The sequence below is a fragment of the Pseudomonas sp. 22082 genome (assembly GCF_052046055.1).
Lineage (GTDB): Bacteria > Pseudomonadota > Gammaproteobacteria > Pseudomonadales > Pseudomonadaceae > Aquipseudomonas > Aquipseudomonas pharyngis.
The window spans coordinates 135,656-155,107 of sequence record NZ_JBQEQB010000007.1 but is presented as its reverse complement, the minus strand read 5'-3'; the positions used below and the strand labels follow the sequence as shown (position 1 = coordinate 155,107).

19 protein-coding genes are annotated in these 19,452 nt (G+C 59.8%); 11 read left to right on the top strand and 8 right to left on the bottom strand.

Annotation, left to right across the window (positions count from 1 at the left end; genetic code table 11):
• The first annotated feature begins 31 nt into the window (after positions 1–31).
• Positions 32–613, top strand: a complete 582-nt coding sequence (locus ACTJK9_RS10735; RefSeq protein WP_085610869.1) for a hypothetical protein — start codon at positions 32–34, stop codon at positions 611–613.
• A gap of 133 nt (positions 614–746) precedes the next feature.
• On the opposite strand, the gene ACTJK9_RS10730 is transcribed toward ACTJK9_RS10735, so the two are convergent.
• Both ACTJK9_RS10730 and ACTJK9_RS10725 read right to left on the bottom strand, forming a co-directional pair.
• On the bottom strand, positions 747–1,964 hold the full coding sequence (locus ACTJK9_RS10730) for an argininosuccinate synthase (protein WP_007953201.1): 1,218 nt from the start codon (positions 1,962–1,964) through the stop codon (positions 747–749).
• 129 nt (positions 1,965–2,093) lie between these two features.
• A complete protein-coding gene (locus ACTJK9_RS10725) occupies positions 2,094–3,002 on the bottom strand; it encodes a flagellar protein MotY (protein WP_007953200.1) in 909 nt (302 codons plus the stop codon).
• A gap of 160 nt (positions 3,003–3,162) precedes the next feature.
• Between ACTJK9_RS10725 and pyrC the strand changes: the two genes are divergently transcribed.
• Both pyrC and rnt read left to right on the top strand, forming a co-directional pair.
• Positions 3,163–4,209: a dihydroorotase gene (gene pyrC / locus ACTJK9_RS10720; protein ID WP_085610870.1), complete on the top strand. Its 1,047-nt coding sequence runs from the start codon at positions 3,163–3,165 to the stop codon at positions 4,207–4,209.
• Entirely contained in the window at positions 4,206–4,880 is a 675-nt protein-coding gene (gene rnt, locus ACTJK9_RS10715; RefSeq protein WP_007953196.1) for a ribonuclease T, read from the top strand. Before pyrC ends, rnt begins: the two co-directional genes overlap by 4 nt.
• A gap of 74 nt (positions 4,881–4,954) precedes the next feature.
• Here the strand turns inward: rnt and ACTJK9_RS10710 are convergent, their stop codons facing one another.
• Positions 4,955–5,557: a peroxiredoxin gene (locus ACTJK9_RS10710; protein WP_007953195.1), complete on the bottom strand. Its 603-nt coding sequence runs from the start codon at positions 5,555–5,557 to the stop codon at positions 4,955–4,957.
• Between the two features lie 291 nt (positions 5,558–5,848).
• Between ACTJK9_RS10710 and ACTJK9_RS10705 the strand changes: the two genes are divergently transcribed.
• Both ACTJK9_RS10705 and bfr read left to right on the top strand, forming a co-directional pair.
• Positions 5,849–6,067, top strand: a complete 219-nt coding sequence (locus ACTJK9_RS10705; RefSeq protein ID WP_085610872.1) for a bacterioferritin-associated ferredoxin — start codon at positions 5,849–5,851, stop codon at positions 6,065–6,067.
• A gap of 199 nt (positions 6,068–6,266) precedes the next feature.
• Positions 6,267–6,743: a bacterioferritin gene (bfr, locus tag ACTJK9_RS10700; RefSeq protein WP_064599145.1), complete on the top strand. Its 477-nt coding sequence runs from the start codon at positions 6,267–6,269 to the stop codon at positions 6,741–6,743.
• Between the two features lie 105 nt (positions 6,744–6,848).
• Here the strand turns inward: bfr and grxD are convergent, their stop codons facing one another.
• From grxD to ACTJK9_RS10685, 3 genes are all read right to left on the bottom strand, one after another.
• Entirely contained in the window at positions 6,849–7,190 is a 342-nt protein-coding gene (grxD, locus tag ACTJK9_RS10695; RefSeq protein ID WP_039765841.1) for a Grx4 family monothiol glutaredoxin, read from the bottom strand.
• Between the two features lie 97 nt (positions 7,191–7,287).
• Positions 7,288–9,393, bottom strand: a complete 2,106-nt coding sequence (locus tag ACTJK9_RS10690; protein ID WP_440813730.1) for a molybdopterin oxidoreductase family protein — start codon at positions 9,391–9,393, stop codon at positions 7,288–7,290.
• A 131-nt stretch (positions 9,394–9,524) separates the two neighbouring features.
• Entirely contained in the window at positions 9,525–9,815 is a 291-nt protein-coding gene (locus ACTJK9_RS10685; RefSeq protein ID WP_085610874.1) for a hypothetical protein, read from the bottom strand.
• A 406-nt stretch (positions 9,816–10,221) separates the two neighbouring features.
• Between ACTJK9_RS10685 and argF the strand changes: the two genes are divergently transcribed.
• Together argF and ACTJK9_RS10675 are read left to right on the top strand one after the other, a co-directional pair.
• On the top strand, positions 10,222–11,142 hold the full coding sequence (gene argF / locus ACTJK9_RS10680; RefSeq protein WP_064599150.1) for an ornithine carbamoyltransferase: 921 nt from the start codon (positions 10,222–10,224) through the stop codon (positions 11,140–11,142).
• Positions 11,139–12,248 carry an ABC transporter ATP-binding protein gene (locus ACTJK9_RS10675; RefSeq protein WP_064599152.1) on the top strand — a complete coding sequence of 370 codons (1,110 nt, stop codon included), beginning with the start codon at positions 11,139–11,141 and terminating at the stop codon, positions 12,246–12,248. Before argF ends, ACTJK9_RS10675 begins: the two co-directional genes overlap by 4 nt.
• A 50-nt stretch (positions 12,249–12,298) precedes the next feature.
• On the opposite strand, the gene ACTJK9_RS10670 is transcribed toward ACTJK9_RS10675, so the two are convergent.
• Both ACTJK9_RS10670 and ybaK read right to left on the bottom strand, forming a co-directional pair.
• Positions 12,299–13,081, bottom strand: coding sequence for a PhzF family phenazine biosynthesis protein (locus ACTJK9_RS10670; protein WP_221398030.1), 783 nt, complete (start codon positions 13,079–13,081; stop codon positions 12,299–12,301).
• An 89-nt stretch (positions 13,082–13,170) separates the two neighbouring features.
• Positions 13,171–13,641 (bottom strand): Cys-tRNA(Pro) deacylase, encoded by a 471-nt coding sequence (gene ybaK, locus ACTJK9_RS10665; protein WP_007953184.1) that lies wholly within the window; start codon positions 13,639–13,641, stop codon positions 13,171–13,173.
• Between the two features lie 360 nt (positions 13,642–14,001).
• On the opposite strand from ybaK, the gene ACTJK9_RS10660 reads away from it, so the two are divergent.
• The 4 genes from ACTJK9_RS10660 (at position 14,002) to glpD (ending at position 19,252) form a co-directional block, all read left to right on the top strand.
• Entirely contained in the window at positions 14,002–14,853 is an 852-nt protein-coding gene (locus ACTJK9_RS10660; RefSeq protein ID WP_064599156.1) for an MIP/aquaporin family protein, read from the top strand.
• A 78-nt stretch (positions 14,854–14,931) separates the two neighbouring features.
• The gene (gene glpK, locus ACTJK9_RS10655; protein WP_039765827.1) at positions 14,932–16,434 is read left to right on the top strand and encodes a glycerol kinase GlpK; all 1,503 of its coding nucleotides are present in this window, start codon (positions 14,932–14,934) and stop codon (positions 16,432–16,434) included.
• A 275-nt stretch (positions 16,435–16,709) separates the two neighbouring features.
• A complete protein-coding gene (locus ACTJK9_RS10650; RefSeq protein ID WP_007953179.1) occupies positions 16,710–17,465 on the top strand; it encodes a DeoR/GlpR family transcriptional regulator in 756 nt (251 codons plus the stop codon).
• Positions 17,466–17,713: 248 nt separating this feature from the next.
• Entirely contained in the window at positions 17,714–19,252 is a 1,539-nt protein-coding gene (gene glpD / locus ACTJK9_RS10645; RefSeq protein WP_440813726.1) for a glycerol-3-phosphate dehydrogenase, read from the top strand.
• The last annotated feature ends 200 nt before the right edge of the window (positions 19,253–19,452 follow it).

The window sequence follows — 19,452 nt, the reverse complement described above, 5'->3', positions numbered from 1 at the left end:
AACGAGACCAACAACTTCATGAGCAGAGCACATGTTAAAAACCGACAGAAAGATCAACAACCCCATAAACATTATCGCCGTATTTGCATTGATAACCGAGACTTCCGCAGCGGTTTCCTTGCCCTTTCTGGATAACGAAGACCGGAAGATCTACATCTGGCTTCTAATCAGTTTTCCTTTTTTCCTGTCGTTCCTTTTCTTCATAACCCTTAATTTCAACTATCGGTCCCTTTATGCACCTTCGGATTTTGAAAACGACGACAGCTTTTTAAAGGCTTTTGAGGAAACTGCATCCCACTTGCATGAAACAGCGACTCAGCCCGATATAGAATTGCACACAGTAAAACTGCAAAAATCTTTCACTACGCTATATATCGTTGATATCAGGGGACGAAGTGTCGAATTTGACACAGACGCGCTATTGAAAAAAATCCCACCCTCTTCCAAGCACTCGCTCAGAATATTCCTGTTCCTGACCCGCTCGATATCGGACGTTTCATTAACAGAAAACGTCTTAAAATCGTTTAAACAAGCAAAGAAGGCTGCCGGAACTACCTACTGCATTGCTTACGACGTGGATTCAATGAGTATGATCCAGGTGGAAAAGGTTTGAACGCGCTGCAGAAGACGGGCACAGCAACCGCAACGAAAATACAGATCCGGATCAGTTTGAAGAACGGAGCGCCCAGAAACACAAAGGCCTTGTCTTACGACAAGGCCTTTGTTTCACATCCGAACCAAACGATTCAGAACAACTTGCGGCCCTTGTTGGCAGCGATGCGCATGCGCAGTGCGTTGAGCTTGATGAAGCCCGCCGCATCGGCCTGGTTGTAGGCGCCGCCGTCTTCTTCGAAGGTCGCGATGTTGGCGTCGAACAGCGAATCGTCGGACTTGCGGCCGGTCACGATCACGTTGCCCTTGTACAGTTTCAGGCGCACGACGCCATTCACGTTGACCTGGGAAGCGTCGATCATCTGTTGCAGCATCAGACGCTCAGGGCTCCACCAGTAGCCGGTGTAGATCAGGCTGGCGTATTTCGGCATCAGCTCGTCTTTGAGGTGAGCGACTTCGCGGTCCAGGGTAATCGACTCGATTGCGCGGTGAGCGCGCAGCATGATGGTGCCGCCCGGAGTTTCGTAGCAGCCACGGGACTTCATGCCAACGTAACGGTTCTCGACGATGTCGAGACGACCGATGCCGTGCTCGCCACCGATCTTGTTCAGGGTCGCCAGTACGGTGGCCGGGGTCATTTCGACGCCGTCCAGCGCGACGATGTCGCCGTTGCGGTAGGTCAGTTCCAAATATTGCGGAGTGTCAGGAGCCTTCTCCGGGGAGACGGTCCAGCGCCACATATCTTCTTCGTGCTCGGTCCAGGTGTCTTCCAGCACGCCGCCTTCATAGGAGATGTGCAGCAGGTTGGCGTCCATCGAGTACGGAGATTTCTTCTTGCCGTGACGCTCGATCGGGATCGCGTGCTTCTCGGCGTAGTCCATCAGCTTCTCGCGGGACAGCAGGTCCCACTCGCGCCATGGAGCAATTACTTTCACGCCTGGCTTGAGTGCGTAGGCACCCAGTTCGAAACGCACCTGGTCGTTGCCTTTGCCGGTGGCGCCGTGGGAAATGGCGTCGGCGCCGGTTTCGTTGGCGATTTCGATCAGACGCTTGGCGATCAGCGGACGCGCGATGGAAGTACCCAGCAGGTACTCGCCTTCGTAAACGGTGTTGGCGCGGAACATCGGGAACACGAAGTCACGCACGAATTCTTCGCGCAGGTCGTCGATGTAGATTTCTTTGACGCCCATGGCCTGCGCCTTGGCGCGAGCCGGCTCGACCTCTTCGCCCTGACCCAGGTCAGCGGTGAAGGTCACGACTTCACAGTTATAAGTATCCTGCAGCCACTTGAGGATCACCGAAGTGTCCAGGCCGCCGGAATACGCCAGAACGACCTTGTTTACGTCCGCCATGCCATCACTCCACGGGGTTCTACGGAAAGCCGAGGAGTCTACCGCCCAAACGCGATAATTTACAGAGGCGCGACAGCTTAAGACGACAAAGCGACAGAATCTGTCGAGAGGGCGACGATGACCGGCAGGTCAGGAAGTCGCCGCCGTGTTGGCCGGAGTGCTGGCCTGAGGCGCCGGTGCGGTAGTCGGTGCCACCCGCGCCAGGTGCACGTTGACCCGGCGGTTCTTGGCCCGGTTGGCGGCATTGGTGTTCGGGACCAACGGGTAGCGTTCGCCATGGAAACGCACGGTGATCTGCGATTCCTGGATGCCGTTGGCCTTGAAGAAGTCGACCACGGCCAGCGCGCGGCGGCGCGACAGCTCGCGATTGGTCAGGCGATTGCCGCTGTTGTCGGAGTGGCCGTCGAGCTCAATGTGATTGACCGTCGGATCGGCCTTCATGTACTCGAGCATCACTTGCAGCTTGGCCTTGGCGGCGGCGTCCAGTTCGATGCCTTCGCCGGGGAAGCCGATCTGCGATTGTTTGACCTGATCGAAATTCTGCGGGAGCAGTTTCGCCACGCAGGTCTGATAGTCATTGAACGCCTTGCTGAACTTGACCGGCAACAGGCGCACTTCAGACACCCGACCATCGCCCGAGGCCCGGCGCACCACGGGGCTGCGACCATCCATCAAACCGCTGATCAGTTGCCCGGCCTGGGATTGAGAACTGTTGAACAGCACGTTGCCGCTGCCCAGTCGAACCGTGCCCAGATTGATGTCGCCACGCCCCGGCTGCCACGGCGCTGCCGCGGCCAGCAAGGTTGCCGAACCGCCGCCGAGCATGGCGTTGTAGGCGTTCAGGCGAAAGGTCGCCTGCTCACCGGCCTTGCGCACGAACTGCCCCGAGCCGAAGTCGGTGATCGGCTGCGTCAGACGGCACTCGAACTTGTCGCCCTCGACCGTCCACTCAATGTTCTCCAGACGGGTCTGGTAGGTCAGTGCCATCGCGGGAAGGCTGGCAAACACACTGAGCAAGGCTAAATATCGCTGGCGCACGGGAGGCTCCATTGGCTTCTACAACAAAAAAGACCGAGACATACATCTTTACGGCATACCTATGGGATATCGGACGCTCGTCGCAAAACTTGATAGCGAGTGCCTGCAAGAGTCTTTTCCGGTAGCATTCGCCTCAGTTTGACCCGCCTGGAATCCCCTCATGTCCGACCGCCTGACCCTGCTGCGTCCCGACGACTGGCACATTCATCTTCGCGATGGTGCCGTGTTGACCAACACCGTTGCGGATGTCGCGCGCACCTTTGGTCGCGCGATCATCATGCCCAACCTGGTACCTCCGGTGCGCAACGCCGCTGAAGCCGGCGGCTATCGCCAGCGGATTCTCGCTGCCCGCCCGGCTGGCAGTCGTTTCGAGCCGCTGATGGTGCTGTACCTCACCGACCGCACCCAGCCCGAAGAAATCCGTGAGGCCAAGGCCAGCGGTTTCGTGCACGCCGCCAAGCTGTACCCGGCCGGCGCCACCACCAACTCCGATTCCGGGGTCACCAGCATCGACAAGATTTTCCCGGCGCTGGAAGCCATGGCCGAAGTCGGCATGCCGCTGTTGATCCACGGTGAAGTCACCCGTGGCGACGTCGACGTGTTCGACCGCGAAAAAATCTTCATCGACGAGCACATGCGCCGCGTGGTCGAGCGTTTCCCGACGCTGAAAGTGGTGTTCGAACACATCACCACCGGCGATGCCGTGCAGTTCGTCAACGAGGCGTCCGCAAACGTCGGCGCAACGATCACCGCGCATCACCTGCTCTACAACCGCAACCACATGCTGGTGGGCGGGATCCGGCCGCACTTCTATTGCCTGCCGATCCTCAAGCGCAACACACACCAGGAAGCCCTGCTCGACGCCGCCACCAGCGGCAGCGCGAAGTTCTTCCTCGGCACCGACTCGGCGCCGCACGCCCAGCACGCCAAGGAAGCCGCCTGCGGCTGCGCCGGCTGCTACACCGCGTACGCCGCCATCGAGCTGTATGCCGAAGCCTTCGAACAGCGCAATGCCCTGGACAAGCTCGAAGCGTTCGCCAGTCTCAACGGCCCACGTTTTTACGGCCTGCCGGCAAACACCGATCGCATCACCCTGGTTCGTGACGAATGGACCGCCCCGACCAGCCTGCCTTTCGGCGAGCTGACCGTTATCCCGCTGCGCGCCGGTGAAAAACTGCGCTGGCGCCTGCTGGAGGAACACGCGTGAGTGAAGACCATTTCGACGACGAACTGGACGGTCAAGGTGGTGGTGGTTCCCGCCATCCAATGGCAGCACGCTTTCGCGGCTACCTGCCGGTTGTCGTCGACGTAGAAACCGGTGGCTTCAACTCGGCCACCGACGCTCTGCTGGAGATTGCCGCGACCACCATCGCCATGGATGAAAAGGGTTTTGTCTATCCGGATCACACCTACTTCTTCCGCGTCGAGCCGTTCGAAGGCGCCAACGTTGAAGCGGCGGCACTGGAGTTCACCGGGATCAAGCTCGATCACCCGTTGCGCATGGCCGTCAGCGAAGAGACGGCGCTGACCGACATCTTCCGTGGCGTGCGCAAGGCCTTGAAGGCCAACGGCTGCAAGCGGGCGATTCTGGTCGGCCACAACAGCAGCTTCGATCTGGGCTTCCTCAACGCGGCCGTCGCGCGGCTGGACATGAAGCGCAATCCGTTCCACCCGTTCTCCAGCTTCGACACCGCGACCCTCGCCGGTCTGGCTTACGGTCAAACCGTGTTGGCCAAGGCCTGTCAGGCAGCCGACATCGACTTCGATGGTCGTGAAGCGCATTCGGCGCGTTACGATACCGAGAAGACGGCCGAGCTGTTCTGCGGCATCGTCAACCGCTGGAAACAGATGGGCGGCTGGGAAGATTTCGACGACTGAGGGTCGCCGGGTTAAATCCCGCGCATGAAAAAACCGGCTCAAGAGCCGGTTTTTTTGTACCTCGACGATGCGCCTTACAGGGCAGCCGCGTTCTCGGTCAGGTAAGCCGCAACGCCTTCTGGCGAAGCGTTCATGCCTTTGTCGCCTTTTTTCCAGTTGGCAGGGCAGACTTCGCCGTGCTCTTCGTGGAATTGCAGAGCGTCGACCAGACGGATCAGCTCTTCCATGTTACGGCCCAGCGGCAGGTCGTTGACGATCTGCGAGCGGACAACGCCTTTGTCGTCGATCAGGAACGCGCCACGGAAAGCCACGCCGCCTTCGGACTCAACGTCGTAGGCCTTGGCGATGTCGTGCTTCATGTCGGCAGCCATGGTGTATTTCACCTGGCCGATGCCGCCATTGTTGACCGGGGTGTTGCGCCAGGCATTGTGGGTGAAGTGCGAGTCGATCGATACGGCGATCACTTCTACGTTGCGTGCCTTGAAGTCGGCCATGCGGTTGTCCAGGGCGATCAGCTCGGACGGGCAGACGAAGGTGAAGTCCAGCGGGTAGAAGAACACCAGGCCGTATTTGCCTTTGATGGCCGAGGACAGAGTGAAGCTGTCAACGATCTCGCCATTGCCGAGTACGGCCGGGACGGTGAAGTCAGGGGCTTGTTTGCCTACGAGTACGCTCATTGATATCTCCTGGTGTAGAAACTTGAAGTTCAGGGTCCGGGCCAGCCTGCCACCCTCAGGCGACAGCCCTGTGACACGAACCCCCTTCGCAAGGGCCGACCATCATACACTGCGTTTTTCGACTGGCCTTAACGGTTTTTCGCGAAATCCCGGCTGGCATTCAGCCATGCACCACCGTTCGTCAGTCACAGCCGTTGGCGATGAAAACCCTTCGGAAAGCACTTTGACAATCATTCTCGTTAACATTAAGATCCATCGCAATTGAGTCACAACCAGCGACGGTTCTCACTTATGTATGTTTGCCTCTGCACTGGCGTCACCGACGGACAAATCCGCGAAGCGATCTATGAAGGTTGCTGCAGCTATAAAGAAGTCCGTCAGGCCACCGGCGTCGCCAGCCAATGCGGCAAATGCGCGTGCCTGGCGAAGGAAGTGGTTCGCGAAACCCTGACCACGCTGCAAACCGCCCAGGCCGCGATCCCCTACCCGGCAGAATTTACAGCCGCGTAATTATCCCGATTTCGAAGAACCGGACTTAAGTCCGGTTTTTTTATGCCTGAAAATCAACTGCTTAGCGTCTAGACGCGGAACACAAACATTCTTATTCCGATTAATTTTCATTTATTATTCAATAACTTAGGTTTGACACTTATAAATACCAAGCTCAAACTCTGCCTTATATACCGCTACTTAGGGCAGGACTCCCATCATGAAAGGCGACGTAACAGTCATCCAGCATCTCAACAAGATCCTTGCCAATGAGCTGGTCGCGATCAATCAGTACTTCCTGCATGCGCGCATGTATGAAGATTGGGGCCTGAACAAGCTCGGCAAGCACGAGTACCACGAATCCATCGACGAGATGAAGCACGCGGACAAGCTGATCAAGCGCATCCTGTTCCTCGAAGGCCTGCCGAACGTGCAGGACCTGGGCAAGCTGCACATCGGCGAGCACACCCAGGAAATGCTGGAATGCGACCTGCGCATCGAGAAGACCGGCCATGCTGACCTGAAGGCCGCCATCGCCCACTGCGAGTCCGTCGGTGACTTTGGCAGCCGCGAACTGCTCGAAGACATTCTTGAATCCGAGGAAGAACATATCGACTGGCTGGAAACCCAACTGGGCCTGATCGATAAAGTCGGTCTTGAGAACTATCTGCAATCGCAGATGGGCGAAGACGAGTAATCAGCCAGCGCTAAACTCGAGACATTAAAAAGCCCCGCCCTCTTTCGAGAGGCGGGGCTTTTTATTGCCCGGACTTCAGCTCGCCGAAATCCGGGCAGAAGCCAATCAGGCTTCGGACTTGGCCGCAGCAGCCTTGGCGGATGCTTCCTTGACCAGGGTCTGCAGCTCACCGTTGGCGAACATTTCAGCCATGATGTCGCTGCCGCCGACCAGTTCACCGGCTACCCACAGCTGCGGGAAAGTCGGCCAGTTGGCGTACTTCGGCAGGTTGGCACGGATTTCCGGGTTCTGCAGGATGTCGACGTAGGCGAACTTCTCGCCACAGCCCATCACAGCCTGCGCAGCTTTCGCGGAGAAGCCACACTGCGGGGCATTCGGCGAGCCTTTCATGTAAAGCAGAATGGTGTTGTTGGCAATCTGCTCTTTAATCGTTTCGATGATATCCATGGAGCACCTCGGCTGAACTTTCCGACTCATGGGTCGGCACGGTGGCGCATTGTAACGGAATCCCGAGCGCGCTGCTCGGTCTCCCCGACAGACTTGCTCAAGCCGCCGCCACCGTCACCGGCACGCCATTGAGCGCCGCATTGCCTGACAGCTCGTCGAGCTGGCATTCATCGGTCAGGTCATTGGCGCTGGAGCCGGGTTGGCCGCTGGCAATCGCCAACTGCACACCAGGACGGGCGTGGCCCCATCCGTGCGGCAGGCTGACCACGCCTTTCATCATGTCCGCGCTGCCCAGCACCTCGACCTCGATCTGCCCGACCCGCGAACTGACCCGCACAAGCTGACCATCACTGAGCCCGTGACTGGCGAGATCGTCCGGGTTCATCAGCAGCTGATGACGCGGTTTGCCCTTCACCAGTCGATGGTAATTGTGCATCCACGAATTGTTGCTGCGCACATGACGGCGGCCGATCATCAACAGCTCATCGGCGGCCGGCGCCTGCAACGCGGCGAAGCGCGCCAGGTCGGCGAGGATTTCCGGCGGCGCCGCCTGAACTCGTTGATTGGCGGTCTTCAATCGCGGTGTCAGGTTGGGCTTCAGTGCTCCCAGATCAACGCCATGTGGATGATCGAAAAGCGTCGCCAGCGACAATTTGTGTTCGGACGCATCGCCATAGGCGCCCATGCGCAAACCCATATCGATCATCTTCGCCGGCGGCATCGTCGGTTTCAGCTCCTTGCCGGTCTTCGCGGCAAAGGCCCTGGCCAGGCCGACGAAGATCTCCCAGTCGTGCAGTGCCCCCTCGGGTTTGGCGAGGATCGCCCGATTGAAACGGCTGACGTTGCGCACCGCGAACAGGTTGAAGGTGGTGTCGTAGTGATCGTTCTCCAGCGCCGAGGTCGACGGCAGGATCAGGTCGGCATAGCGCGTGGTTTCGTTGATGTACAGGTCGACGCTGACCATAAACTCCAGCCCGTCCAGTGCCTGCTCCAGTTGCCGGCCGTTGGGCGTGGACAACACCGGATTGCCAGCGACGGTAATCAGCGCGCGAATCTGGCCCTCGCCTTCGGTGAGCATTTCTTCGGCCAGCGCCGAGACCGGCAACTCGCCGCCGTATTCAGGACGCCCGGATACGCGGCTCTGCCATTTGTTGAAATGCCCGCCCGAAGTCGACGCCACCAGATCCACCGCAGGCTCGGTGCACAAGGCACCGCCGACGCGGTCCAGGTTGCCGGTGACCAGATTGATCAACTGCACAACCCAATGACACAGCGTGCCGAAGGCCTGAGTGGAAACACCCATTCGGCCGTAGCAAACGGCACTTGGTGCAGCGGCGAAGTCCCGGGCCAGTTGGCGGATCTGCTCGGCGGGAACGGCGCACAACGGGCTCATGGCTTCGGCGGTGAAACCCGCTACCGCCGCGCGAACTTCGTCCAGTCCGTCCACCGGCAAATGACTGTCAGATGTCAGCCCTTCGCTTAACAGCGTGTTGAGCACACCAAACAGCAACGCCGCATCGCCGCCGGGGCGCACGAACAGATGCTGATCGGCCATCGCCGCCGTCTCGCTGCGCCGAGGATCGACCACCACCACTTTGCCGCCCCGGGCCTGAATCGCCTTCAGACGCTTCTCGACATCCGGCACGGTCATGATGCTGCCATTGGACGCCAGCGGATTGCCGCCCAGAATCAGCATGAAATCGGTGTGATCGATATCCGGGATCGGCAGCAGCAAGCCGTGGCCGTACATCAAGTAGCTGGTCAGGTGATGGGGCAGTTGATCGACCGACGTCGCCGAATAGCGGTTACGGGTTTTCAACAGGCCGAGAAAGTAATTGCTGTGCGTCATCAGCCCGTAGTTATGCACGCTGGGATTGCCCTGATACACGGCAACCGCGTTCTGCCCATGACGCTCCTGAATCGCCGAGAGTTTTTCGGCGACCAGCTCGAACGCTTCGTCCCACTCGATGGGCAGCCATTCGTTGCCGACCCGGCGCATGGGCTGGCGCAGGCGATCCGGATCGTTCTGGATGTCTTGCAGCGCCACGGCCTTGGGGCAGATGTGCCCACGACTGAACGTGTCCTGAGCATCGCCCTTGATCGAGGTGATTTGCACCTGACCGTCGGTTTCGGTGGTTTCGATGGTCAAGCCGCAGATGGCTTCACACAGGTGGCAGGCACGGTGATGGAGAGTCTTGGTCATGGCCAGTCTCTGTCTTGTTCTGGGCAGGCAATCACGCCTGCGGGAACAAAACTATGGCCCGCAGCCCGATGCAGCGCCAGCGACGTTCGTCTTGTGAATCGGCGGCCATCAGGCCGGCCGATAGACCCGCGTCAGTTCGCCGGAAGCTGTGGCGGCGCGGCCAGCTGGATTTCCTGGATGGTCTCGATCTGCTCGTGGGCGACGTGGACGCCGGTGAGTTCGCCGATCAGTCGCCAATGCTCGTCGAGCCCGGCGCTGATGGTCGCCATACGGTCGATCATCTGTCGACTGGCGGCCTTGACCACGTCGTCTTCGCTGCGCATCAGTTCGAAGGACATCGAGGTCATCGAGGCGGTGAGGTGGGTCAATGAGCGTGCCGTGTGGCCCAGCAGTTCCATTAACAGTTTTTCTTTCGATTCCATGCGGAGGCTTCCTGCGTCGCTCGTGATTTATTTATAACCCAGCACTTTGCTTTAGCAAATGTTTCAACCTGCGCATCCGACCAAGCGAACCGGTGGCTCACCGGTCGCAAACCGACCAGAGCGCTGCCATCCCCGCCGCGCCGGATTGCCAACCCCGGTGGGGCCAGTGTACAAAGACCTCGCTGCCCTCTCGAAAACTGACCGGAAATCACAGTGTCCGCACTGCTGACACCCCGGCGCATTTCTGCAAAAACCGTAGCCTATTGGAAAAACGCGACATTTAGTGTCAATATCGCGCCTTCCCCTATTTCGTCGCCCCCGTGCGGCTTACGCCGCAGGTCTCGCCCGTTGTTCCGATAAACAAGGCTTTGAGCATCTGCGGTTTGTAGCAAAAAGGTAGTCAATGATGAGCGCAAGGCACTTTCTCTCCCTGATGGATTGCACGCCCGAAGAGCTGGTCAGCGTGATCCGTCGAGGCGTTGAGCTCAAGGACCTGCGTAACCGCGGCGTACTGTTCGAGCCTCTGAAAAACCGCGTCCTGGGGATGATCTTCGAGAAATCCTCGACCCGCACACGCATCTCCTTCGAAGCCGGCATGATCCAGCTCGGCGGCCAGGCGATCTTCCTGTCGCCGCGCGACACCCAGCTGGGCCGCGGCGAGCCGATCGGCGACTGCGCCATCGTCATGTCGAGCATGCTCGATGCGGTGATGATCCGTACCTTTGCCCACAGCACCCTGACCGAATTCGCCGCCAACTCACGCGTGCCGGTGATCAACGGCCTGTCCGATGACCTGCACCCGTGCCAGTTGCTGGCCGACATGCAGACCTTCCTCGAACACCGCGGCTCGATCCAGGGCAAGACCGTGGCCTGGATCGGCGACGGCAACAACATGTGCAACAGCTATATAGAAGCGGCGATCCAGTTCGACTTCCAGTTGCGCGTGGCCTGCCCCGAAGGCTACGAACCAAACCCTGAGTTCGTGGCCAAGGCCGGTGACCGCGTGACCATCGTCCGCGACCCGCAAGACGCCGTGCGTGGCGCGCACCTGGTCAGCACCGATGTCTGGACCTCCATGGGCCAGGAAGAGGAGACCGCCAAGCGCCTGAAGCTGTTTGCGCCGTTTCAGGTCAACCGTGCCCTGCTCGACCTGGCAGCCGATGACGTGCTATTCATGCACTGCCTGCCCGCTCACCGCGGTGAGGAAATCAGCCTCGACCTGCTCGATGACCCGCGCTCCGTCGCCTGGGATCAGGCAGAAAACCGTCTCCACGCACAAAAGGCCCTGCTCGAGTTCCTTGTCGAACCGGCATATCACCACGCATGAGTCATGAATTACTGCTGAACCTGCGCAACCTCGCTTGCGGCTATCAAGATCAACGTGTGGTGCAGAACCTCAATCTGCACCTCAACGCCGGTGACATCGGCTGCCTGCTTGGCTCCTCCGGCTGCGGCAAGACCACCACCCTGCGTGCGATTGCCGGTTTCGAACCGGTGCACGAAGGGGAAATCTCTCTCGGCGGTGAAGTGATCTCCAGCGCCGGTTTCACCCTCGCCCCGGAAAAACGCCGGATCGGCATGGTGTTCCAGGACTACGCGCTGTTCCCGCACCTGAGTGTCGCGGACAACATCGCCTTCGGCATCCGCAAGCACCCGAACAAGGAGCGCGTGACCGAGGAGCTGCTGGAACTGGTCAACCTGAAGAACCTCGGCAAACGCTTCCCCCATGAGCTGTCCGGCGGCCAGCAACAACGTGTCGCCCTCGCCCGCGCCCTGGCGCCGGAGCCACAACTCTTATTGCTCGACGAGCCGTTCTCCAACCTCGATGGCGAGTTGCGCCGCAAGCTCAGCCACGAAGTGCGCGACATCCTCAAAGCCCGTGGCACCAGTGCAATTCTGGTGACTCACGATCAGGAAGAAGCCTTCGCCGTCAGCGATCACGTGGGCGTGTTCAAGGAAGGCCGGCTGGAGCAGTGGGACACGCCCTACAACCTCTATCACGAGCCGGCGACACCGTACGTGGCCAGTTTTATCGGTCAGGGTTACTTCATTCGCGGCCAATTGGGCAGCCCGGAATCGGTGCAGACCGAACTCGGCGAACTGCGCGGCAATCGCGCCTACACCTGGCCGATCGGTGGCGCGGTGGATGTGCTGCTGCGTCCGGACGACATCGTTTACGCGCCGGACAGCGGGTTGAAAGCGCGAATCGTCGGCAAGACCTTCCTCGGCGCCTCGACCCTGTATCGCCTGCAACTGCCGACCGGCGCACAGCTGGAATCGATCTTCCCGAGCCATGCCGACCATCAGGTGGGTGCGGATGTCGGGATTCGTGTGGCGGCGGAACATCTGGTGCTGTTCCAGGCTTCCGGCAGCACCGCTGCGCAGATTCCGGCGGTGGAAAACGGCGTTCGCCGTTACAGCACCGCGCACTGATCTGCACACAAACAATGAGGGAGCCTGATGGCTCCCCTGTTTTTTTGCTCTCAGCCCAGCATCAATGTGCCGCTGGCCACCAGCGTCGCATTCCCGCCGATCTTCACCCGCTCACCTTCCAGCCGACAGAACAGCTCGCCGCCCCGCGCCGAGCGCTGGCATGCAGTGAGGCTGGATTTTCCCAGACGTTTCGACCAGTACGGTATCAGGCTGCAATGGGTCGAACCGGTCACCGGGTCTTCATTGATGCCGATGGCCGGAGCGAAATAGCGCGAGACGAAGTCATGCTGATTGCCCCGCGCGGTGACGATCGCACCCAACCACGGTAGCTTGGCGAGGGCGACCATGTCCGGCGTGCAATCGAGCACCGCCTGCTCGGACTCCAGCACCACGAACAACTCGTTGGAACTCAGGACATCCACTGCCTGAACATTCAGTGCCCGCTCGATCTCCACGGTGACGCCTTTCTCCACCGCTTCGATGGCCGGAAAATCCAGCCACAACCGGCCACCTTCGCGGCTGACACTCAACGGCCCGGACTTGCAGGTGAAGTCCAGACGCTCGGCGCTTTCCTTATAGATCTCGAACAGCACATAGGCGCTGGCCAGGGTCGCGTGACCGCACAGCGGCACCTCGGTGGTCGGCGTGAACCAGCGGATGTGCCACGCCTGCCCTTCGCGCACCAGAAACGCGGTTTCCGCCAGATTGTGCTCGGCGGCGATCTTTTGCATCAGCTCATCCGCAAGCCACGCGTCGAGCCGATAGACCATTGCCGGATTGCCACTGAACGGCCGATCACTGAACGCGTCGACCTGATGAAACTCGAGCTGCATAACCTTCTCCCTGTGTCAGTCGAACGAGCATGCAGCGCCGGCCGGATCAGCGCCAGTGACAGTGCCGGCCAATTTTCTTCATACAGACGTCAAGGGCGACCGATGTCGGCAAATTTCGCCTGGGTGTGTTCCGCCAATACCGCCGGCGCCAGTTCCACTTCCAGCCCGCGCCGACCGGCGCTGACATATATGGTCGCAAAAGGCTGGGCCGAATTATCGATGAAAGTACGCAGGCGTTTTTTCTGCCCCAGCGGACTGATGCCGCCCAACAGATAACCGGTGGAGCGCTGCGCGGCGGCCGGGTCGGCCATCTCGACTTTTTTCACGCCGGCGGCGTGGGCAAGCCCCTTGAGGTCGAGACTTCCGACGACCGGCACCACCGCCACCAGCAACTCACCCTTCTCACTGGCCGCCAGCAGCGTCTTGAACACCTGCGCCGGATCGAGCCCCAGTTTCTCCGCGGCTTCCAGACCATACGACGCGGCCTTCGGGTCATGTTCGTAACTGTGCACGCGATGTTCGGCACGAACTTTTTTCAACAAGTCCAACGCAGGGGTCATGGCAGCTCCGGGCTCGGCAGTGGCAAAAAATCCTGCGGCGGATTTTAGGCCATCGCTGGGCAAAAGGCTCTACCACGCGCCACGTTTCCCGGGGTTTGCAGGCCAGTAACAACCGCGCAGGCCGGGTGACCCGCAGGATCATTCACATGACTGATAGTTTATTTGTGACTGACGGTTCACTTTCGACCTTTGACAGGTTTTTTTCTTGTCTATATTTTTTCGAATCTGAATAATGTAAGAATTATCGTCATCGCAGCACCCAGCAGTAAACCGGGAACAGGATGGGGATCCTGCCTCGGCGAAAATAGCGCCTTGCCCTGTCGGCAACGCGCCAGACAACAACAAAAACCGAGGTTTTCAATGACAACTGCGTTACAGCAACCATCGCTCTCGAGCCAGTGCCTGGCCGAGTTTCTGGGTACTGCACTCCTGATCTTTTTCGGTACGGGTTGTGTCGCCGCGCTCAAGGTCGCGGGCGCCAGCTTCGGCCTGTGGGAAATCAGCATCATCTGGGGCGTCGGCGTCAGCATGGCGATCTACCTCACCGCCGGCGTTTCCGGTGCGCACCTGAACCCCGCCGTCAGTATTGCCCTGAGCATTTTCGCCGACTTCGAAAAGCGCAAACTGCCGTTCTACATTCTGGCCCAGATCGCCGGCGCCTTCTGCGGCGCGCTGTTGGTCTACACGCTGTACAGCAACCTGTTCTTCGATTTCGAACAGACTCACCATATGGTTCGTGGCACTGAAGCCAGCCTCGAACTGGCGTCGGTGTTCTCCACTTTCCCGAACCCTGCGCTGTCGACGGCCCAGGCGTTCCTGGTCGAGGTGATCATCACCGCGATCCTGATGGGCGTGATCATGTCCCTGACCGACGACAACAACGGCCTGCCGAAAGGCCCGCTGGCGCCGCTGCTGATCGGTCTGCTGATTGCCGTGATCGGCAGCTCGATGGGCCCGCTGACCGGTTTCGCGATGAACCCGGCCCGGGACTTCGGCCCGAAACTGATGACTTTCTTCGCCGGCTGGGGTGAAATTTCCTTCACTGGCGCACGTGAAATCCCGTACTTCCTGATTCCGATTTTTGCACCGATTGTCGGTGCCTGCCTCGGCGCTGCCGGGTATCGCGGGCTGATTGCCCGTCACCTGACCGGCGCCACACCTGCTACAAAGGATGCAGAACCGGCCATTGACGGCAAACCAAGAACTTCTTGAAACAGTCGGCGCGGGTTCCTGCCCTTATAGAGCCCGCGCCCCGGCCCACTCTCCCTTATTTCGTCCAAGGCAATCGACATGACCGACATTCAGAACAAGAACTACATCATTGCCCTCGATCAGGGTACGACCAGCTCCCGCGCGATCATTTTCGACCGTGACGCGAACGTGGTCTGCACCGCACAACGCGAATTCGCCCAGCATTACCCGCAAGCCGGTTGGGTCGAACACGACCCGATGGAAATCTTCGCCACCCAGAGCGCAGTGATGGTCGAAGCGCTGGCCCAGGCCGGTCTGCACCATGACCAGGTCGCCGCCATCGGCATCACCAACCAGCGTGAAACCACCGTGGTCTGGGACAAGACCACCGGCCGCCCGGTGTACAACGCGATCGTCTGGCAATGCCGCCGCAGCACCGAGATCTGCCAACAGCTCAAGCGCGACGGTCATGAAGACTACATCCGCGACACCACCGGCCTGGTCACCGACCCGTACTTCTCCGGCACCAAGCTGAAGTGGATCCTCGACAACGTCGAAGGCAGCCGTGAGAGAGCGCGCAACGGCGAACTGCTGTTCGGCACCGTCGACAGCTGGCTGATCTGGAAATTCACCGGCGGCAAGGTCCACGTCACCGACTACACCAACGCCTCGCGCACCATGCTCTTCAACATCCACACGCTGGAGTGGGACGCGAAGATGCTGGAGATCCTCGACATCCCGCGCGAGATGCTGCCGGAAGTCAAAGCGTCGTCGGAAATCTACGGCCGTACCAAAAGCGGCATCGCCATCGGCGGTATCGCCGGCGACCAGCAGGCTGCGCTGTTCGGCCAGATGTGCGTCGAGCCGGGCCAAGCGAAAAACACTTACGGCACCGGTTGCTTCCTGCTGATGAACACCGGCGACAAAGCGGTGAAATCGCAACACGGCATGCTCACCACCATCGCTTGCGGCCCGCGCGGCGAAGTGGCTTACGCCTTGGAAGGCGCGGTGTTCAACGGCGGTTCGACCGTGCAGTGGCTGCGCGATGAACTGAAGATCGTCAACGACGCCCACGACACCGAATACTTCGCCAATAAAGTGAAGGACAGCAACGGCGTGTATCTGGTGCCCGCCTTCACCGGTCTCGGCGCGCCCTACTGGGACCCGTATGCCCGTGGCGCCCTGTTCGGCCTGACCCGTGGCGTGCGCGTGGATCACATCATCCGCGCTGCGCTGGAATCGATCGCTTACCAGACCCGCGACGTCCTTGACGCCATGCAACAGGACTCCGGCGAACGCCTCAAGGCCCTGCGCGTGGACGGCGGTGCGGTGGCGAACAACTTCCTCATGCAGTTCCAGGCCGACATCCTCGGCACCCAGGTCGAACGTCCGAAAATGCGCGAAACCACGGCGCTGGGCGCAGCTTATCTGGCCGGCCTGGCGTGCGGTTTCTGGGGCAGCCTGGAAGAACTGCGCGGCAAAGCGGTGATCGAGCGCGAGTTCGAACCGAGCCTGGACGAAGCAGCCAAAGAGAAGCTCTATAAAGGCTGGAAAAAAGCCGTCAGCCGTACCCGTGACTGGGAACGTGAAGACGCTGAATAAGCCAGTCTGAGGACTGACTAAGGCTGGTCCAAACAGCGTGAAAGCGTAGCGAGCGAAGGCAAGACAAGGCAAAAACAGGCGAGGGCCGGCTGGGGTCGCACTCGACTTTACGGGTTTGTAAATGAGCAGTCCGAGCCTGTTTTTAACGCAGGATTGCTTGCGTAACGCCGAAGGCGCCCAGCACGAAGTAGCTTTCACGTTGTTTGGAAACTGGTAGGGAGCGGATTCCTGCGTCATCATGGGCAAATTTTGCACGGCAGCCCAAAGGAAGCCCCATGAATCTGCCTCCCCGTCAGCAGCAAATCCTCGAGCTGGTCCGCGAACGCGGCTATGTGAGCATCGAGGAAATGGCCACGCTGTTCGTTGTTACCCCGCAAACCATCCGCCGCGATATCAATCAACTGGCGGAAGCCAATCTGCTGCGTCGCTACCACGGCGGCGCCGCCTATGATTCCAGCGTCGAAAATACCGCCTACGCGATGCGCGCCGATCAGATGCGCGATGAAAAGCAACGCATCGGCGAAGCCATCGCCGCACAGATTCCCGATCACGCCTCGCTGTTCATCAATATCGGCACGACGACCGAATCGATTGCCCGCGCCCTGCTCAATCACAGCCACCTGAAGATCATCACCAACAACCTGCACGTCGCTTCGATGCTCAGCGCCAAGGATGATTTCGATGTGCTGCTGACCGGCGGCAACGTGCGTCGCGACGGCGGCGTGGTGGGTCAGGCGAGCGTGGACTTCATCAACCAGTTCAAGGTCGACTTTGCGCTGGTGGGCATCAGCGGTATCGACGAAGACGGCAGCCTGCTCGACTTCGATTACCAGGAAGTGCGGGTGTCCCAGGCGATCATCGCCAATGCCCGGCAGGTGATCCTGGCGGCGGACTCCAGCAAGTTCGGCCGTAACGCGATGATCCGCCTCGGCCCGATCAGCCTGATCGATTGCCTGGTCACCGATCAGCAACCGGTGCCGGCCCTGGCGCAACTGCTGAGCCAGCACAAGATTCGTCTGGAAGTCGTTTAACCCTCTCCCGCATAACTCCCTCCCGGCGAATTCTCGTTCCCACGCTCTGCGTGGGAACGATCAGTCACGCCCTGATCCGCGCCCTGACGCGCATTTCATGTTCGAATATTTTCCTTTTTCGGCCCTTCGATGAGTTTTTTCAATCGAAGTCGACTGGCTGCGCGCGTCTTTATGGGCTACCATTTTCGCAAATGAACATTCATGTTCGATTTCCAAGACAGAAAATCAAAAGAGCCCGAGGCCAGCCGATGTCCACATCTACCTTGCGTACGCCCCCTATCTCCGAGATCTACGACATCGCCGTCATCGGCGGCGGGATCAATGGCGTGGGGATCGCAGCGGATGCCGCCGGTCGCGGTCTTTCGGTGTTCCTTTGCGAAAAGGATGATCTGGCCAGCCACACCTCGTCGGCCAGCAGCAAGCTGATCCACGGTGGCCTGCGCTACCTCGAACATTACGAATTCCGTCTGGTGCGCGAAGCCCTGGCCGAACGCGAAGTGCTGCTGGCCAAGGCCCCGCACATCGTCAAGCCAATGCGTTTCGTGCTGCCGCACCGCCCGCACCTGCGTCCGGCGTGGATGATCCGCGCGGGCCTGTTCCTTTATGACCACCTCGGCAAGCGCGAAAAACTGGCGGGCTCGAAAAGCCTGAAGTTCGGCGCCGACAGCGCACTGAAAAGCGAAATCAGCAAAGGCTTCGAGTACTCCGACTGCTGGGTCGACGACGCCCGCCTCGTGGTTCTCAACGCCATGGCCGCCCGTGAAAAAGGCGCTCACATTCACACCCAGACCCGTTGCGTCAGCGCCCGCCGCGCCAAGGGCCTGTGGCACCTGAACCTGGAACGCGCCGACGGCAGCCTGTTTTCGATCACCGCCAAGGCATTGGTGAATGCCGCTGGCCCGTGGGTCGCCAAGTTCATCCGTGACGACCTGAAGATGGAATCGCCGTACGGCATCCGCCTGATCCAGGGCAGCCACATCATCGTGCCGAAACTGTACGAAGGCGATCACGCGCACATCCTGCAAAACGAAGATCAGCGCATCGTTTTCACCATTCCGTACCTGAACAATCTGACCCTGATCGGCACCACCGACCGCGAATACACCGGCGATCCGGCCAAAGTGGCGATCACCGACGGCGAAACCGATTACCTGCTCAAAGTAGTCAACGCCCACTTCAAGAAGCAGATCAGCCGTGACGACATCCTGCACACCTATTCGGGCGTGCGTCCGCTGTGCAACGACGAATCCGATAACCCGTCGGCCGTGACCCGCGACTACACCCTGGCGTTGTCCGGCAGTACCGAAGAAGCGCCGCTGCTGTCGGTGTTCGGCGGCAAGCTGACCACCTACCGCAAGCTCGCCGAGTCGGCGATGACGCAGCTGATGCCGTTCTTCACCCAGATGCGCCCGAGCTGGACGGCCACCGCCACCCTGCCCGGCGGCGAGGACATGACCACGCCACAGGCCCTGAGCGCGCAGATCCGCGACAAGTTCGACTGGGTACCGACCGAAATTGCCCGTCGCTGGGCCACTACCTACGGCAGCCGCACCTGGCGCATGCTCGAAGGCGTCGACACTCTGGCCGACATGGGCGAACACATCGGCGGCGGGCTTTACACCCGTGAAGTCGACTACCTGTGCACCGAAGAATGGGCCATCACCGCGCATGACATTCTTTGGCGTCGCAGCAAACTGGGCCTGTTCACCACGGCGGCTGAGCAAGAGCGCCTGGCGGCGTACCTGAACAAGGTCGAGCAGAACCGCAGCAAGATCGAAGCGGCCTGATCCGTTCCTCGTTGAACAAAAAGCCCCTGAATCGAATGATTCAGGGGCTTTTTGCATTCAAGGCGAAACAAGGCGTGTCGCAGACGTTCGGTTTTCCGAACGCGACCTGACGGTCAATTCGGTTAACCGGATCAGATCCACGAAAAAACACCATCACAAAACTTTAATAACCTTATAAATCAATGCATTAGCGTGTAGCG

What these genes read in the sequence shown, in the direction of transcription:
- bfr (WP_064599145.1), top strand. Translation starts at nt 6,267, where the DNA reads ATGAAAGGCGACGTAACAGTCATCCAGCATCTCAACAAGATCCTTGCC.
- glpK (WP_039765827.1), top strand. Translation starts at nt 14,932, where the DNA reads ATGACCGACATTCAGAACAAGAACTACATCATTGCCCTCGATCAGGGT.
- pyrC (WP_085610870.1), top strand. Translation starts at nt 3,163, where the DNA reads ATGTCCGACCGCCTGACCCTGCTGCGTCCCGACGACTGGCACATTCAT.
- ACTJK9_RS10690 (WP_440813730.1), bottom strand. Translation starts at nt 9,393, where the DNA reads ATGACCAAGACTCTCCATCACCGTGCCTGCCACCTGTGTGAAGCCATC.
- ACTJK9_RS10730 (WP_007953201.1), bottom strand. Translation starts at nt 1,964, where the DNA reads ATGGCGGACGTAAACAAGGTCGTTCTGGCGTATTCCGGCGGCCTGGAC.
- ybaK (WP_007953184.1), bottom strand. Translation starts at nt 13,641, where the DNA reads ATGACCCCTGCGTTGGACTTGTTGAAAAAAGTTCGTGCCGAACATCGC.
- ACTJK9_RS10670 (WP_221398030.1), bottom strand. Translation starts at nt 13,081, where the DNA reads ATGCAGCTCGAGTTTCATCAGGTCGACGCGTTCAGTGATCGGCCGTTC.
- grxD (WP_039765841.1), bottom strand. Translation starts at nt 7,190, where the DNA reads ATGGATATCATCGAAACGATTAAAGAGCAGATTGCCAACAACACCATT.
- glpD (WP_440813726.1), top strand. Translation starts at nt 17,714, where the DNA reads ATGTCCACATCTACCTTGCGTACGCCCCCTATCTCCGAGATCTACGAC.
- ACTJK9_RS10650 (WP_007953179.1), top strand. Translation starts at nt 16,710, where the DNA reads ATGAATCTGCCTCCCCGTCAGCAGCAAATCCTCGAGCTGGTCCGCGAA.
- ACTJK9_RS10705 (WP_085610872.1), top strand. Translation starts at nt 5,849, where the DNA reads ATGTATGTTTGCCTCTGCACTGGCGTCACCGACGGACAAATCCGCGAA.
- ACTJK9_RS10675 (WP_064599152.1), top strand. Translation starts at nt 11,139, where the DNA reads ATGAGTCATGAATTACTGCTGAACCTGCGCAACCTCGCTTGCGGCTAT.
- argF (WP_064599150.1), top strand. Translation starts at nt 10,222, where the DNA reads ATGAGCGCAAGGCACTTTCTCTCCCTGATGGATTGCACGCCCGAAGAG.
- ACTJK9_RS10660 (WP_064599156.1), top strand. Translation starts at nt 14,002, where the DNA reads ATGACAACTGCGTTACAGCAACCATCGCTCTCGAGCCAGTGCCTGGCC.
- ACTJK9_RS10735 (WP_085610869.1), top strand. Translation starts at nt 32, where the DNA reads ATGTTAAAAACCGACAGAAAGATCAACAACCCCATAAACATTATCGCC.
- ACTJK9_RS10685 (WP_085610874.1), bottom strand. Translation starts at nt 9,815, where the DNA reads ATGGAATCGAAAGAAAAACTGTTAATGGAACTGCTGGGCCACACGGCA.
- ACTJK9_RS10710 (WP_007953195.1), bottom strand. Translation starts at nt 5,557, where the DNA reads ATGAGCGTACTCGTAGGCAAACAAGCCCCTGACTTCACCGTCCCGGCC.